Genomic DNA, 15,851 nt, shown 5'->3' on the forward strand with positions numbered 1-15,851 from the left:
GGCTTCAACCGCGACGACCGCGGTCGCGGTGGTTTCAACCGCGATGACCGCGGTCCGCGCCGTGACGACGACCGCCGTGGCGGGTACAACCGCGACGATCGCGGCCCGCGTCGCTTCGAGGGCAACCGCGATGACCGTCCGCGTCGCGACGACCGCGGTGGCTTCCGTGACAACCGCGGTGGCGGCTTCAACCGCGACGACCGCGGTCGCGGTGGTTTCAACCGCGATGACCGCGGTCCGCGCCGTGACGACGACCGCCGTGGCGGGTACAACCGCGATGATCGAGGTCCCCGTCGCTTCGAAGGCAACCGCGACGACCGCGGCCGTGGCGGCTTCAACCGCGATGACCGCGGTCCGCGCCGCGACGGCGACAACCGTGGCGGGTACAACCGCGACGACCGCCCGCGCCGTTTCGAAGGAGACCGGGACGACCGGCCGCGCCGCTTCGAGGGCCGCGACGACCGGCCCCGCCGCGACGACGACCGGCCGCGCCGGTTCGAGAACCGCGAGGGCCAGGGGCCGCGCCGGTTCGAGGGCGACGACCGCGGCCCGCGCCGCGAGGACCGCCCCCGCCGCTTCGAGAACCGCGAGGGCCAGGGCCCGCGCAAGTTCGACCGCGACGACCGGCCCCGCCGGGACGACCGCCCGCGCAGCGACGACCGGGACGACCGCCTCGGCCGCGACGGCAGGGAGCGCCGCGGCAAGGACAACCTGCGTCCGCTCGAGGAGCGCGAGGCCGGCCACGAGGGCCCGATCCGCATGGGCGAGTCCGACCAGGCCCCCGACCTCCCCGAAGGCGTCGAGTACGGCTACGACCAGCTCGACAAGGAGACCAAGGCCGGGCTGCGCAGCCTGAACAAGCAGCTCGCCGAGGCCGTGGGCAACCGGCTCATCGCCGCCGCCGCGCTCCTCGCCGAGGACGACGTCGAAGGCGCGCTCGAGCAGGCCCGCTACGCCCGCCGCAAGGCCTCCCGCGTGGCCGTGGTCCGCGAGGTCACCGGTGTGGCCGCGTACGGCGCCGAGGAGTGGCAGCTGGCCGTCAACGAACTGCGTGCCGCGCAGCGCCTGGGCGGCACCCACGACCACGTCGCGCTCATCGCCGACTGCGAACGCGCCCTCGGGCACCCCGAGCGCGCGATCGACCTCTACCGGGAGTTCGGCAACGACGAGAGCGTCGACCCCGAGGTGCGGGTCGAACTGCTCATCGTCGCCTCCGGCGCCCGCCGCGACATGGGCATGGGCGAGGCCGCGACCGCGATGCTGAAGGTCGGCGCGCTCAACTCGCCGAAGACCGAGCCGTGGGTCGCCCGCCTCCGCTACGCCTACGCCGAAGGCCTGCTGGCCGACGGCCGCGAAGACGAAGCCCGCGAATGGCTCTCGAAGGCGGTCGCCGCCGACGAGACCGGCGAGACCGGCGCCGCCGAGCGCCTGCTCGAGCTCGAGGGCATCGTCGTCGAGGAGTACGACGAGGACGACGAGTTCGAAGAGGACGACGAAGACGACGACGAAGACGACCTCGAAGACGATGAAGAGGACGAAGACGACCTCGAAGACGACGACGAAGAGGACGAGGACGACTTCGACGACGAAGACCTCGAGGACGAGGACGACGACTACGAGGACGACGACGACTTCGACGACGATGAAGTCGCCGACGACTTCGAGGACGAAGAAGCGGCGCCCGAGGCCCCCGTCAAGGACGACGTGAAGGCGGACGGCAGGCCGACCCCCGACGCTGAGGAGTCCGATGACCCGACTGAAAGGCGCGCCTGAGGCACTGGCCGGCGCTTACGACCAAGCGCTGCTCGACCTCGACGGCGTCGTCTACCTGCTCAGTCAGCCGATCCCGGAAGCGGCCGCGACCATCGCGGCCCTTCCGGGCCTCGACTGCGACCCGGTGTTCGTCACCAACAACGCCTCCCGCAGCCCGCGGGTCGTCGCCGAAGCCCTGCGCGGCATGGACATCCCCGCCGAGGAGTCCCAGGTCCTCACCTCCGCGCAAGTGGTGGCCGAGATCCTGCGCGACCGCCTCGGCGAGGGCGCCCGCATCCTCGTGACCGGTTCGGAGGCGCTGCGCGCCGCCGTCGAGTCCCAGGGCCTCACCGCCGTCACGGACCCCAGAGCGGCCCAAGGCATCGGCTACGGCATGATCCCGACCCTCACCTGGCGGGACCTCGCCGACCTGACCATCGCGGCCCGCAACGGCGCGATGTGGGTGGCGACGAACCTCGACGCCACCCTGCCCACACCGGACGGCCCGCTGCCCGGCACGGGCGCGCTGGCCGGGGCCATCGCCACGGCGCTCGGGCGCGGACCCGACGTCGTCGCCGGGAAGCCCGAGCCGGGGATCTACCGCTCCGCGCTGGCGCGCAAGCCGGGCGCGCGGGCCGTCATGGTCGGCGACCGCCCGGACTCGGACATCGAGGGCGCCAACCGGGCCGGGATCGACTCGCTGCTGGTCTTCACCGGCGTCGTCACGCCGCGCCAGGCGCTGGCGCTGCCGCCCGAGCAGCGGCCGACGTACCTCGGCTGGAGTCTCGCGGCCCTGACCGAGCCGCACCCCGAGCCCGACTGGAACGCAGAGGTCGACCGCATCATGTGCGGCGGCTGGACGGCCGTGTTGGAGGGCAAGGAGATCCACCTCAACGGGCAGGGCGCCGAACTGGACGCCTGGCGCGCGCTGTGCGAGTTGAGCTGGGCCGCAGCCGATATGACCGGCTACGACCCGGCAGTGGCGCCGATCCCGGTCGGCGAGGCGGCGGAGAAGCTGCTGGCGTCCTAACGCGGACAAGCGAGAAGCCCGGACTGCCGCAGTCCGGGCTTCGTTTTCGTTGCGGTGCCGTGCCGTTGCGGCGCAGCGCCTCAGGTCGCGGGGTCTTAGTCGACCTTGAGGGCCTTGCGCAGCTTGGCGAGGTCCTTCACCGAGGCCTTGATCTTGATCTTGCCGGTCAGGAGGGCCTTGGCGGGCTTGAGCTCCTTCTTGGACAGGGCGATCAGGTCGTCGGAGCTGATGATGATGCGGACCTCGGCGTCGGGGGCGTCACCGTCGAGCAGGTCGGTCAGCTTGTTGCCCGAGAGCTTGGCGCTGAAGGCCTGGTTCAGGTCGGTGATCTCCACAGCCAAGGTGCGCTCGAAGTCTTCCTCGAGGTCGAGCTCGTCCGACTTCCGGGCGACCTTGCCCGCCATCTTCTCCAGCACATTGCGGCATTCGTCAACAGTGGCCATAACGGTCCTCCCGGTTTGGTTCTTGAGCTCGAAGCGCTCGACTGCCGAGAGATTACAACGTGGCCCGAATGCCGTTGCGTCCGACCGGGACGCATTTGCCCCGCGGACCGGGGAGGGCGCGGGACGGACCTCACGGTCCGCGCCCGCGCACCCTACGTCACCTGCATTGTGCAAGCGCCCCAAAGTGAACCGAAGGCACGAGCAGGCAGGACCTACAGGACGCCGCGGAGCTTCATGAGGTCCATCATGTTCGCCTTGATCTTGACCTGGCCCCCGGTGAAGGCCTTCATGAAGTCGAGCTCCCCGGCGACGAGCTTGAGCAGGTCGTCAGAGGCGACGATCATGCGGATCTCCGCGTCGGGGTTGTCGCCGTCGGTGATGCCGGTCAGCTTGCCCTGGTCGAACTTGCCGTTGAACGACACCGAGAGGTCGGTGATGTCGGCGGCGAGCGAGCGCTGGAAGCCCTGGAGCTTCCGCACCGACTTGGGGTTCGAGGCGAGGTTGTCCGCGAACTGCTCGAGTGCGGTCCGGCATTCGTCGATGGTGGCCATGGGCCCTCCTGATTTCGATCGGCGCGGGCGCGGCGATGCGCCCCCTCAGAATGTTACCGGCCAGTACGGCCATGCGGGCACGGCCGTGGACCGGTAGCTTGGCAGTACCGTTGACGCCAGAGCCAGACTACGGCTCGCGAGCCGCACGGAGGCGGGGACGCCAGCCCCCGCCCGCACCACCAGAAGGGAGTGGGACCGCCATGACGGACTCCGCCCGCGCCTACTTCGACTCCTTCCTCGGCATGGCCGGCGGGCCCGGCCGCCGCGCCCGCGACTTCGCCGGCAAGGTCCGCGAGGACCTGCGCACCGGCTCCGAGCAGGTCCGCGAGCACGGCACCCGCACCGCCGCCGACGTCGGCCGCCTCCTCCGCGCGGAGCTCGACGCCGGCCTCACGCGCCTCGGGGTCGCCACCCAGGCCGACCTGGACGACCTCAACCTGCGCCTCGAGCACTCCGAGGAGCAGATCCGCGATCTCCGCATCCGCCTCGCCGAAGCCGAGGCCCGCGCGAACGCCGCCTCGGCGAAGCCCGCGCAGCAGGCGGAGCCGCGCGCCGCCGGCACGCCCTCGCCCGCCCCCGACGCGACCATGGAGCCGATCGACGACGAGGAAGACGAGGACGCATGACCGACATGCCGAGCCCGGGGGCCCTGGCCGGCCGCCTCAAGCCCGCGGCCGACACGGACGACGTCGAGATGGAGGTCGAGGAGGCCCTGGGCCACCTCGAAGCCCTCCCCGACCTTCCCGTCACCGAGCACGTGCAGGTCTTCGAAGGCGTCCAGCAGCGCCTCTCCGAGATCCTCAGCAACGTCGACGACGCCTAAGAACCAGTTAGAGAGCACCGAACCCGCGCCATGCCGACGCGCTACCGACTCGACGCCGAACTCGTGCGCCGCAAGATCGCCCGCTCCCGCGAGCACGCCCGCGAACTCATCGCGGCCGGCCGCATCCACCTGCGCGGCATCCCCGCCACGAAACCCGCCACGAGCGTCACCGGCGACGACTCCATCCGCCTCGTCGGCGACGCCGACGACTACGTCTCCCGCGGCGCCCACAAGCTCATCGGCGCCCTCGACGCGTTCGGCGTCGACCCGAAGGGCCTGCGCGTCCTCGACGCCGGTGCCTCCACCGGCGGCTTCACCGACGTCCTGCTGCGCCGCGGCGCGGCCGAGGTCCTCGCCGTCGACGTCGGCTACGGCCAGCTCGCCTGGAAGCTCCAGACCGACGAGCGCGTCGTCGTCCACGACCGCACCAACGTCCGCCACCTCACCCCCGAGCAGCTCGGCGGGCAGGTGGACCTCACCGTCGGCGATCTCTCCTTCATCTCGCTCGAGCTCGTCCTGCCCGCGCTCGCGGCCTGCACGAAGCCTGGCGGCATGATGCTGCCGATGGTCAAGCCGCAGTTCGAGGTCGGCAAGGGCCAGGTCGGCGCGGGCGGGGTCGTCGGCGACCCGGCCCAGCGCGCCGCCGCCGTGTGGAGCGTCATCGAGAAGGCCGGACAGCTCGGCTGGACGACCACCGCGGTGGCCGCGAGCCCGCTGCCCGGCCCGAAGGGGAACGTGGAGTTCTTCTGCCGCATGGTCACCGAGGGCGAGCCGATCGACCGCGCCGGAGTGGACGCGGCCTGCGGCGTTCCCGCCTAAGCGAAGTCGGCGGCGAGGATCGCCTCCAGGTTCCGCTCCGCGAGCGCCGTGATCGTCACGAGCGGGTTGACGCCGATCGACTCGGGGGCGAATCGGTGTCGGTGGCGCACAGCCGCTCTTGACCTCCTCCTGCCACGAACGGCGAGGATTCCCGGCTTGCGGTCCGCTGTCGCGTCCCGGCTACGGGTGGGTTCCTGCTTCAGCGCCCGCTGCCCGGTTTCCCGGGGCTTGTGCAGGCTTCACAGGCGTTTTACGTGTCCGCAAGTCCCTCGGCCACAAGACGCTTGCCTTCGCGTCTGATGTTGATCTCGGCGTTGACATCCCGGTCGTGGCGTGCGCCGCACGGGCACGCCCAGGTTCGGATACTGAGCTCCTGCAGGCCGTGCGGGCCGGTCAACGCTCCGCACGCCGAGCACATTCGCGTGGACGGGAAGTACCGGTCCACCTTCGCGAACGTGCGCCCGGCTCGTTTCGCCTTCGACTCGAGCCGGGCCAGGAACATGCCTGCGGCTGCATCGTGCCACGACTTCGCCGCCCGGCCCCGAGCCAGGCCCTTGACATTGAGGTCCTCGACGTAGATGCCTTGGTTCTCGGCAACGATCGTCGCAACCTGCTTGTCAATCCAGTCCAACCGCCGGTGCTTGACCTGCTCATGGATTCGCGCGACCCTGAATCGGGCCTTCGCCCGATTCGAAGAGCCCTTCACCTTCCGCGACAGCGCCCGCTGTGCCTTCTTAAGTTCGCGCTCCAGCCGCTTGAAGAATCGCGGATTCTCGATAACCTTCCCGCTACGCAGGACCGCGAAATCAGCGAGGCCCAGATCGATCCCTGTCTCGGCCTCTGGACCGCTCAACGGCTCCAGCACCTCGGCGCCGTCCTCCACGGCCACAACGAAACTCGCATAGTACTTGCCGGTCGGGGTCTTGATCACCGTCACCGAGGAAGGATCGGTCGGCAGCCGCCTAGACCAAGCGACCTGGAGATCGCCGATCTTCGGCAGTCGCAACCGCCCATTCGCAAGCACTCGGAACTTCGCGTTGCGGGTGAACCGTGCCGCTTGGGTACCCGTGCGCTTCTTGAACCGCGGCGGACCGACACAGCCCCCGGCCCGCTTCCCGGAAAGGGAGTCGAAGTAGTTCCGGTAGGCCCGGTCGGCATCCGCAAGGGCCTGTTGCAGTGCGACAGTGGACACTTCGGAAAGCCACACTCGATCCGGAGTGCGCTTCGCTTCGGTGATCAACCGCTTCGACAACTCGGCTCCAGTTGGATACGGCATCCCTTCGGCGTGGGCAGCCTGGCGTGCCGTGATCGCATCGTTGAACACCACCCGGCACGACCCAAACACCCGTGCCAGCGCGCCGCGCTGCGGGAGAGTCGGGTAGACCCGGAACCGTATCGAAGATGCACAAATGAACCGTATCGGCCGGATACGACAGTCCATCCAGGTTCGTCACCCGATCGTGGCTATGAGCTCGAACACATGTACGGGTCATTTCGGTCGGTGTCGCCAGGGCTTGATCGGGAGGCTGTCCCGGGCTTGACATCAGCGGTCGAAGCCGTTTTCAAGCCGTAGCCGAAGCTGTCTGCGTGTGGCCACGGAGGACTCCTTGGTTTCCGGTGGTGTTGGAGAGACATTGTGCCGCAACGGATCACACCGAGCCGGTCTTCCGAGCGGGTTGTCGCCCAAGGGAAGCCGGGGGCAGGGCATTCACGCCGAACGGGATTGTGCAAGCGTTCTCATCGGTATGCTCTCCGGTACTCCCGGTGAACCGGGCTGGAGTACAGTTCGAGGCCCTGTAGCCGTCTGAGTAGGAGCGCGAGTGGAGCCGCAGCAGAAGCCGAGCCGTGTCTTGGTGGTCACGCATCCGCTCCGCGAGGATGTGGCGGAACTCGCCGAGAAGCTGGCGGCCGCACTGCGGGCCGCGGGCGTCGAGGTGAAGATCTGCTCGGGCGCGACCCGCTCCCTCATGCGCCGCGACGCGCTGGTCGTCGGCGGCGAATCGCACGGTGAGACCGCCGACCTCGTGCTCGCCCTCGGCGGCGACGGCACCGTGCTGCGCGCCGCGAAGGTGGCCGCCGAGGCCGACGTGCCGCTGCTCGGCGTCAACTTCGGGAAGGTCGGCTTCCTCGCCGAGGCCGAGACCGGCGAGCTCGAGACCGTCGTGTCGCGCCTGCTCGACGGCGAGTACACCGTCGAGGAGCGCACCGCGCTGACGGTCGAGGCGCTGGGCATCGACGGCGAGGACCACGTCTCCTGGGCGTTCAACGACATCGCGGTGGAGAAGGCCGAGCCCGCGCGGATGCTCGAGCTGTTCATCGAGATCGACGGGACCCGCATCGCCCGCTACGGCTCCGACGGGGTCGTGGTGGCCTCGCCGACCGGTTCGACCGCGCACGCGATGTCGGCGGGCGGCCCGGTCGTCTGGCCCGATGTGGACGCGCTCGTGGTGGTGCCCATGAACGCGCACGCGCTGTTCGCGAAGCCGATGGTGGTGCACTCCTCGTCGCTGATCCGCATCGGCGTGGAGTCCACCAGCACCGAGGGCGCGCTCGTCGCCGACGGCAAGGAGCTCACCCGGCTCACCTCGGGCGCGACGGTGACGATCCGCCGCTCGGCGCGCCCGGTGCGCCTGGTGCGCATGTCCGGTCAGCCCTTCGCCTCCCGCTTGGTGTCGAAACTCTCTCTGCCCGTTGACGGTTGGCGTCACGGCCGAGTGTGAGGCCGCTCGAGCGCCGATTGTCGGACGGACCGGCTAGGCTTCGAAGCGTGTTGGAGGAGCTTCGCATCCAGAATCTGGGCGTGATCGCTGACGCCACCCTGCCGCTCGATTCCGGCCTGACCTGCATCACCGGTGAGACCGGCGCCGGTAAGACCATGGTCGTCGCCGGTCTGGGTCTGCTGTTCGGCGGTCGTGCCTCCCGTGCCCCCCTCGGCGCGGACAAGGCCCTTGTGGAGGGCCGTTTCGCCGTCGGCGAGCGCGCCCTCGAGCTGCGTGAACGCGCCATCGAGGCCGGCGCCGACCTCGAGGACGGCGAGCTGCTGCTGGCCCGCTCGGTGTCGTCGGAGGGCCGTTCGAAGGCGTGGGTCGGCGGCCGGTCCGCGCCCGTCGGCGTCCTGTCCGAACTGGGCGAGCTGGCGATCTCGGTGCACGGCCAGTCGGACCAGATGCGGCTGCTGCAGCCCGCCGAGCAGCGGGCAGCGCTCGACCGCTTCGCCGGGGCCGACCACGGCAAGGTCCTCGACGCCTACCGCGCCGTCTACCACGAGCTCGGAGCCTGCGCCGCCGAGCTCTCGCGGCTGCGCACCAGCGCCCGCGAGATGGCGCGCGAGGCGGACATGCTGCGCCTCGGGCTCGACGAGATCACCGCCGTCGACCCGCAGGAGGGCGAGGACGCCGAGCTCGCCGAGGAGGCCCGCCGCCTCGAGAACGCCGAGGCCCTGCGCCTCGCCGCCGCGACCGCGCACGCCGCGATCACCGGCGACCCGGCCACGGGGGAGGGCGGGGCCACCGACACGGTCGGCGCCGCCGCGCGCGCCCTCGAGCACGACGCGCACTCGGACCCGAAGCTCGCCGAGTTCGCCGAGCGCCTGGCCGAGGCCGGGGCGCTGCTCGCCGAGGCGGCCGTGGACCTCTCGGCGTACCTCGACGACCTCGCGGCCGACCCGCGGCGCCTGGAGGAGATCTACCAGCGCCAGGCGGCCATGAAGACCCTGTTCCGCAAGTACGCCGAGGATCTGCCCGGGGTGCTGGCGTGGGCCGAGAACGCGCAGAAGCGGCTCGGGGAGCTCGATGTCTCCGATGAGCGCGTCGCCGAACTCGAGTCCCAGCACGCGGAGCTGACGGCGCGCGCCGCCGATCTCGCGGCGCAGCTGCGGGCGTCCCGCCGGGCCGCCGCCGAGCGGTTCTCCGCGTCGGTGTCGGCCGAGCTCAAGGGCCTCGCGATGCCGCATGCCGAGGTGACGGCCGCGGTCGAGCCGCGTCCGGCCGGGCGCGGCGGCGTGGACCTCGCCGTCGAGACGGCGGTCTCCGGTGCGACCGAGGACGGGGCCGACGAGGTCGAGCTGCTGCTGCGACCGCACCCGGGCGCCCTTCCGGCGGCCCTGCACAAGGGCGCCTCGGGCGGTGAGCTCTCGCGCGTCATGCTCGCGATCGAAGTGGTGTTCGCCGAGATCGGCGGCCCGCCGGTGCTCGTGTTCGACGAGGTCGACGCGGGCGTGGGCGGCGGCGCGGCGATCGAGATCGGCCGCTGCCTCGCCAAGCTCGCCCGCCGCCACCAGGTCCTGGTCGTCACACACCTGCCGCAGGTCGCGGCGTTCGCGGACCGCCATTTGGTGGTCTCGAAGGACACGTCGGGGGCCGTCACGGTCTCGGGTGTGCGCGTGGTCGACGACGCGGAGCGGGCGCGTGAGCTTGCTCGCATGCTCGCGGGGATGCCCGACTCGCACCTGGGCGTGGCGCACGCGGAGGAGCTGCTGGCAGAGGCCGCGAAGATGAAGTCGTAGGGTTGTCCGATTCGCGCGGTTCGCCCCGGCGAGCCGTCGCCTCGGCACCGGCGATCGGATGGCATGATGATGCACGATGCGTGTACCTAGCTTGCGGTTGCCCGGGCGGAGCCCGGAGGGCGACCCCTCCGAAGACCGGCTGGTCGGCACCGCCCGCCTCGACCGCCGCACCAAGCGGTTGTGCGGCCGGCTCGAACCCGGCGACATCGCGATCATCGACCATGTCGACCTCGACCGGGTCGCCGCCGACACTCTGGTCGGCACCGGCGTCCCGGTGGTGGTGAACGCCTCCAAGTCGATCTCGGGTCGCTACCCGAACCTCGGCCCCGAGGTGCTCGTCAAGGCCGGGATCGTCCTCATCGACGGCGTCGGCGACGAGATCTTCGACCGGGTCCGCGAGGGCCGGTCCGTCGCGGTCGACATCGAGGCCGGCGCGATCTACTCCGGCGGTGACCTCATCGCCGAGGGCGCGGTCCAGACCGCCGTCACGGTGAGCGCGGACATGGAGGCCGCGAAGGAGGGGCTCTCGATCCAGTTGGAGGCCTTCGCCGCCAACACGATGGAGTACCTCAAGCGCGAGCGGGACCTCCTGCTCGACGGCGTCGGCGTGCCCGACGTGAAGACCTCCTTCAACGGCCGCCACGCGCTCATCGTCATCCGCGGCTACAACTACAAAGAGGACATCGACGTCCTGCGCCCGTACATCCGCGAGTTCAAGCCCGTGCTCGTCGGCGTGGACGGCGGCGCGGACGCGCTCCTCGAGGCCGGGTACACGCCCGACATGATCGTGGGCGACATGGACTCGGTCTCCGACGACGCGCTGCGCTGCGGCGCCGAGATCGTCGTCCACGCCTACGCCGACGGCCGCGCGCCCGGCATGGAGCGCATGGACAAGCTCGGGGTCCCCGCGATCCCGTTCCCGGCCGCGGCCACCTCCGAGGACATCGCGATGCTCATGGCCGACGAGAAGGGCGCGGAGCTCATCTGCGCCGTCGGCACGCACGTCACCATGGTCGAGTTCCTCGACAAGGGACGCGGCGGCATGGCCTCCACGTTCCTCACCCGCCTGCGCGTCGGCGGCAAACTCGTCGACGCCAAGGGCGTCTCGCGCCTCTACCGCCAGGACATGTCGATCTCCGCGCTGCTCCTGCTCATCGTCTCCGGGCTGGCCGCGATGGCCACCGCCGTGGCCATCTCGACGGTGGGCCGCTCCTTCGTCGACGTCATCGCCGACTGGTGGGACGGACTGCTCTTCCAAATCCAAAGGCTGTTCTCGTGATCAACTTCCGCTATCACCTGGTGAGCCTCACCGCGGTGTTCCTCGCCCTCACCGTGGGCCTCATCCTCGGCACCGCCGCCCTCAACGGCCCCGCCATCGAGGCCTTCGAGAGCAACATCCAGAGCCTGCGCGACAGCAACGAGCAGCTGCGAGACCAGGCCGAGCAGTTGGAGGCCGACCTCGAGGACGACCAGGCCTTCGCCGAAGCGGTCGCCCCCTCCTACCTCGCCGGGCAGCTCACCGGCCGCAACGTGCTCGTCGTCGCCCTCCCCGGCGCCGACACCGCCTATGTGGACGGCGCGGTCGAGATGCTCGGGTACGCCGGGGCCACGGTCTCGGGCCGCCTCTCGATCCTCGACGACTTCTTCGACCCGGCCCACACCGGCACCCTCGGCGACCTCGCCGAGACCACCACGCCCGACACCGTCACCACCCCCGTCACCTACGACGGCGTGACCGCGATGAGCTACGTGCTCGGCGCGGTCACCACCGGCGAGGCCGCCGGGGCCACGGTCGCGATCACCCCGGGGGACATCACCACCGTCACCACCGGCCTGAGCGACCTCGGGATGCTCACCGTCGAGGTCACGCCGACCGGCGTCGCCGACGGCGTCCTCATCCTCGCCGGGCCCGGCTCGACGGACTCCGACGCGGCCGACCGCAACGCCGGCATGGTCGCGCTCACCACCGAGTTCGCCGCCGACGACCCGACGGTCTACGCCGCCACGACCTCCACCGGCGACGGCAACCCGATCAAGATCCTCCGCACCGACCACGCCGACACCGTCGCCACCGTCGACAACGCCGCCCTCACCCAGGGGCAGATCGCCGCGGTCGCCGCGCTCGCCGACTACGTCAACACGAACACCGTCGACCACCTGGGCACCGGGGAGGGCGCTTCCGGCCTGCTTCCCGCCGCGGCCTAGTATCGCGCCCATGAGCCAGCTAACGCGCACGGTAGGGCGGGCGTTCATCGGAGGCCTCGCCGCGGGGGGCACGATCGCCGCGATCAGCGCCGTACGGCGCTCCAAGTGGGCGGCCGAACTGGAACGCGTCAACCACAAGGGCGACACCGTGTCCCTGGCCGAAGGGCCCGGGATCACCGTGGGCGCCACCGCAGGAGCCGTCCTCGGGGCCAACTCGCCGGCGTACGCCGCCGCCGCGGCGACCGCCGGACTCACCGCCGGAGCGGTCGGCCTCTACGACGACATCGCCGACAGCAAGGGCGAGAAGGCCAAGGGCTTCAAAGGCCACGTCGGCGCCCTGCTCAAGGGCCGCCTCAGCGCGGGCCTGATCAAGGTCCTCGGCATCTCCGCCGCCGGGATCGCCTCGGCCGCACTCATCGACCTGCAGAACGGCGAGCTCACCGACGAGCGCCGCCCGCTGATCCGCCGCCTCTGGAACGTCGGCGTCGGCGGCGGCGTCATCGCGGGCGCCGCCAACGTGGTCAACCTGTTCGACCTGCGGCCCGGCCGCGCCCTCAAGGTCGTCACCCTCGCCTCCGCGCCCCTCTCGCGCCCCGCGGGCGCGAAGTCCCACCGCGCCACGGCAGCCGGCGGCGCGAACACGGCGCTCGCGGTCTCCGCGGCCGCCGGCGCCGCGATGGCCGAAGACCTCGAAGGCAAGACCATGCTCGGCGACGGCGGCGCGAACGCCCTCGGCGCGCTCCTCGGCCTCGCCTTCATCGCCCGCACCGGCATGATCGGCCGCCACGTCGCCCTCGCGGGCGTCGCCGCCCTCATCGCCGCATCCGAAAAAGTGAGCTTCACGAAGGTGATCGCCGAGACGCCCGTGCTGCGGGAGTTGGACGAGCTGGGTCGGACGAAGTCTTGACCGAGACCCGACGCGAAGTCGGTCGTGCCGCCTCGGTCATCGGTGCGATCACCGTCGCCTCCCGCCTGGCCGGATTCGGCCGCACGATGGTGTTCACCTGGGCGATCGGCCTGGGCACGCTCGGCACGGCCTACCAGACCGCCAACTCCATACCCAACATCATCTTCGAGCTCGTCGCCGGCGGCGCGCTCGCCGCCCTCGTCATCCCGCTCCTCGCCGCCCCGCTCGCCCGGAACGAACCCAAGCAGGTCAGCCACATCGCCTCGGCGCTGATGACCTGGGCACTGACGATCCTCATCCCCGCCGGCCTGCTCGTGGCGGCCTTCGCCCGCCCCATCATCGAACTGCTCATGCCCACCAGCAGCGAGGTCGCCGATCCGGTCGCCAGGGCTGCGGCGGTCGACGCCGCCACGGAGATGCTCGTCCTCTTCGCCCCGCAGATTCCCCTCTACGGGGTCGCGGTCGTCCTCACCGGCATCCTCCAGTCCCATCGCCGCTTCGCCTGGCCCGCGCTCGCGCCGCTCCTCTCCAGCGTGGTGATGGCCGGGGTGTACGTCGTCTACGGCGTCATCTCCGGGCGCGAGGACGACGTCGCCAAACTCGGCCAGAACGGGATCGTCTTCCTCGCCCTCGGCACCACCTGCGGTGTCGCCGTCCTCGCCGGGTGTCTCATCTTCCCGATGCGCGGCCTGGGCCTGCGCCTGCGGCCGGCCTGGCGGCTCGACACCCACGTGGCCTCCGGCCTCAAGTCCCTCGCCATCGCCGGGGCCATCACCGTCGGCGCGCAGCAGCTGTGCCAGGCGCTGCTCATCCGCCTCGCGAACGGCGGTTCCGACCCGGGAGCCGTCGCGGTCTTCACCGTCTCGCAGACGTTCTTCCTCCTGCCCTGGGCCATCCTCGCCGTCCCGCTCGCCACCGCCGCCTACCCTGTTCTCGCCGAAGCGTTCTCCCTCGGCGAACACGACCGCTACCAGCGCCGCCTCTCCCAGACCGGCCGTGCCGTCCTGCTCCTGTCCGGCCTCGGCGTCGCCGCCCTCGCAGGACTCGCCGAACCCATCGGCACCGTCCTCGCCTCGGTCTCGGCCGACAAGAGCGCGAACACGCAACTGCAGATCCAGAACACCCTCACCGGTCTCGCCTTCGGCCTGTTCGGCTACTCGGTGTTCGCGATCTACTCCCGCGGCCTGTACGCGATCGGCCGCAACAAGTACGCGGCCGGAGCCACCTCGATCGGCTGGGCCGCCGCCGCCGTAGCCGCCGTCGTCCTCTCCGAGAACATGCCGCTCGCCGACCGGACCCTTGCGCTCGCCATCGCCTGGTCCATCGGCATGACCGTCATCGGCCTCGCCCTCACCGCGGCGATCGCCCGCCACACCGGTGCCGCCAGCCTCCGAGGCGTCCCCCGGGCCGCGCTCGCCACCGTCGCGGGCGCCATCGCCGCCGTGCTCGCCGCCCGCGAGCTCATCGCATTGTGGGGCCATGCCGACAGGATCCACTCGGCCCTCTTCCAGGGCATCGTCGTCGGCGCCGCGACCGCCGTGGTCTACCTCGGCGTCGCCGCCCTCATCGGCGGCGCCGGTGTCGTGCGGCCGGTCCTGCGACGCGCTGGCATAATCCGGTCCGGGCGAACGGACGACACCGCTCCGGACGACAGCACGCCCGAAGACCCCACTCCTGAAGACCACGCGCCCGACGAGACCAGTGGAGCAGACAAGTGAGCCATCGCCGTATCGCCTTGGTGCTCGGCCCTTCGACCGGCGGCATCGGGACGCACGTCGCGTCGCTCGCGGCGGGCCTGGTCGAACGCGGTGACGCCGTCCTCGTCGTCGGCCCGCCCGAGACCGAGGAGCGCTTCGGCTTCCGCGCCCGCGGCGCCCGCTTCGCGCCCGCGCCCATCACCGCCAAGCCCTCGCCCGAACTCCCGCTCGCCTGGTGGGCCGCCCGGAACGCCTTGCGCGGCATCACGGGCCGCGGCGTCGACCTCGTGCACGCCCACGGCCTCACCGCCGGGATCACCGCGCTCGCGGCCCGCCCCGCCGGTGCCGCGCTCGTCACGACCTGGCACAACCAGCTCATCACCGCCGGGTTCAAGCGGCGCGTCTCCGACGAGATCGAGAAGCGGCTCGCGCGCGGCGTCGACGTCGCCCTCGCCGCCTCCTCCGACCTCCACGAGCACCTGGTCGACCTCGGCGCCCGCGACGCCCGCCTCGCGCCCGTCGCCGCCCCGCCGCGCGTCGCGGTGAGCGACGCCGGCGCGGTGCGCGCCGAACTCGGCATCGGCGACCGCCCGCTGCTGCTGTCCGTGGGCCGCCTGCACCCGCAGAAGGACTACGACACCCTCATCGCCGCCGCGGCGCGCTGGGCCGACCTCGACGCCCCGCCCGTGGTCGCCGTCGCCGGCGACGGCCCCGAACGCGAACGCCTGCAAGCGCTCATCGACGCCTCCGGCGCCGACGTGCGCCTGCTCGGCCACCGCACCGACGTGGCCGACCTCCTCGCCGCCGCCGACCTGGCCGTCATCTCCAGCCAGTGGGAGGCCCGCCAGCTCTTCGCGCAGGAAGTCATGCAGGCCGGCGTGCCGCTCGTGACCACCCGCACCGGCGGCATCCCCGAACTCGTGGGCGAAGCGGCCGCGTACTTCGAGGTCGGGGACGTGGACGGCCTCGACCGGACCGTGCGCGACCTCCTCGCCGACCCCGAGCGCCTGGCCGCCTACGGGGAGAAGAGCCTCGCCCGCGCGGCCACCTGGCCCGACGAGGCCCAGATGCTCGACGCCCTCGACGCGCTCTACCTGGAACTGACGGGAAGATAGCGCCG

Annotated in this window: 15 protein-coding genes; 12 read left to right on the forward strand and 3 right to left on the reverse strand. The window is 71.4% G+C overall.

The annotated features are described in order from the left end of the window. The coding region (locus AB0K52_RS21705) for a hypothetical protein (RefSeq protein ID WP_363535276.1) at nt 1–1,773 on the forward strand (1,773 nt) is incomplete at its 5' end. After that, nucleotides 1,748–2,782, forward strand: a complete 1,035-nt coding sequence (locus AB0K52_RS21710; RefSeq protein WP_363535279.1) for an HAD-IIA family hydrolase — start codon at nt 1,748–1,750, stop codon at nt 2,780–2,782. The genes AB0K52_RS21705 and AB0K52_RS21710, both read left to right, overlap by 26 nt. A 95-nt stretch (nt 2,783–2,877) precedes the next feature. On the opposite strand, the gene AB0K52_RS21715 is transcribed toward AB0K52_RS21710, so the two are convergent. Further along, nucleotides 2,878–3,225, reverse strand: a complete 348-nt coding sequence (locus AB0K52_RS21715) for an SCP2 sterol-binding domain-containing protein (RefSeq protein ID WP_208494412.1) — start codon at nt 3,223–3,225, stop codon at nt 2,878–2,880. Between the two features lie 212 nt (nt 3,226–3,437). After that, the gene (locus AB0K52_RS21720) at nt 3,438–3,776 is read right to left on the reverse strand and encodes an SCP2 sterol-binding domain-containing protein (protein WP_208494414.1); all 339 of its coding nucleotides are present in this window, start codon (nt 3,774–3,776) and stop codon (nt 3,438–3,440) included. A gap of 200 nt (nt 3,777–3,976) precedes the next feature. Here AB0K52_RS21720 and AB0K52_RS21725 point away from each other — a divergent pair, with 200 nt between their 5' ends. From AB0K52_RS21725 to AB0K52_RS21735, 3 genes are read left to right on the forward strand one after another with little or no spacing between them, the layout of a single operon-like run. Continuing rightward, a complete protein-coding gene (locus AB0K52_RS21725; protein WP_363535282.1) occupies nt 3,977–4,402 on the forward strand; it encodes a phasin family protein in 426 nt (141 codons plus the stop codon). Continuing rightward, nucleotides 4,399–4,599 (forward strand): hypothetical protein, encoded by a 201-nt coding sequence (locus AB0K52_RS21730; RefSeq protein ID WP_363535285.1) that lies wholly within the window; start codon nt 4,399–4,401, stop codon nt 4,597–4,599. Before AB0K52_RS21725 ends, AB0K52_RS21730 begins: the two co-directional genes overlap by 4 nt. 30 nt (nt 4,600–4,629) lie before the next feature. Then, nucleotides 4,630–5,418 (forward strand): TlyA family RNA methyltransferase, encoded by a 789-nt coding sequence (locus AB0K52_RS21735; protein WP_363535288.1) that lies wholly within the window; start codon nt 4,630–4,632, stop codon nt 5,416–5,418. A gap of 250 nt (nt 5,419–5,668) precedes the next feature. On the opposite strand, the gene AB0K52_RS21740 is transcribed toward AB0K52_RS21735, so the two are convergent. After that, the gene (locus AB0K52_RS21740) at nt 5,669–6,859 is read right to left on the reverse strand and encodes a transposase (RefSeq protein ID WP_363535291.1); all 1,191 of its coding nucleotides are present in this window, start codon (nt 6,857–6,859) and stop codon (nt 5,669–5,671) included. A gap of 379 nt (nt 6,860–7,238) precedes the next feature. On the opposite strand from AB0K52_RS21740, the gene AB0K52_RS21745 reads away from it, so the two are divergent. From AB0K52_RS21745 to AB0K52_RS21775, 7 genes are all read left to right on the forward strand, one after another. Beyond that, a complete protein-coding gene (locus tag AB0K52_RS21745) occupies nt 7,239–8,138 on the forward strand; it encodes an NAD kinase (protein WP_363535293.1) in 900 nt (299 codons plus the stop codon). Between the two features lie 47 nt (nt 8,139–8,185). Beyond that, on the forward strand, nt 8,186–9,922 hold the full coding sequence (recN, locus tag AB0K52_RS21750) for a DNA repair protein RecN (RefSeq protein ID WP_363535296.1): 1,737 nt from the start codon (nt 8,186–8,188) through the stop codon (nt 9,920–9,922). A gap of 76 nt (nt 9,923–9,998) precedes the next feature. Beyond that, on the forward strand, nt 9,999–11,201 hold the full coding sequence (steA, locus tag AB0K52_RS21755; protein WP_363535299.1) for a putative cytokinetic ring protein SteA: 1,203 nt from the start codon (nt 9,999–10,001) through the stop codon (nt 11,199–11,201). Then, nucleotides 11,198–12,127, forward strand: coding sequence for a copper transporter (locus AB0K52_RS21760; protein WP_363535302.1), 930 nt, complete (start codon nt 11,198–11,200; stop codon nt 12,125–12,127). The genes steA and AB0K52_RS21760 overlap by 4 nt, the downstream gene beginning before the upstream one ends. 10 nt (nt 12,128–12,137) lie before the next feature. Next, a complete protein-coding gene (locus tag AB0K52_RS21765; protein WP_363535305.1) occupies nt 12,138–13,034 on the forward strand; it encodes a hypothetical protein in 897 nt (298 codons plus the stop codon). Continuing rightward, complete coding sequence (locus AB0K52_RS21770) at nt 13,031–14,752, forward strand: lipid II flippase MurJ (RefSeq protein ID WP_363535308.1); 1,722 nt, start codon at nt 13,031–13,033, stop codon at nt 14,750–14,752. Before AB0K52_RS21765 ends, AB0K52_RS21770 begins: the two co-directional genes overlap by 4 nt. Beyond that, nucleotides 14,749–15,846 (forward strand): glycosyltransferase family 4 protein, encoded by a 1,098-nt coding sequence (locus AB0K52_RS21775; protein ID WP_363535311.1) that lies wholly within the window; start codon nt 14,749–14,751, stop codon nt 15,844–15,846. Before AB0K52_RS21770 ends, AB0K52_RS21775 begins: the two co-directional genes overlap by 4 nt. Nucleotides 15,847–15,851 lie beyond the last annotated feature (5 nt).

It is taken from the genome of Glycomyces sp. NPDC049804 (assembly GCF_040674615.1).
Classification (GTDB): Bacteria; Actinomycetota; Actinomycetes; order Mycobacteriales; family Micromonosporaceae; genus Glycomyces; species Glycomyces niveus.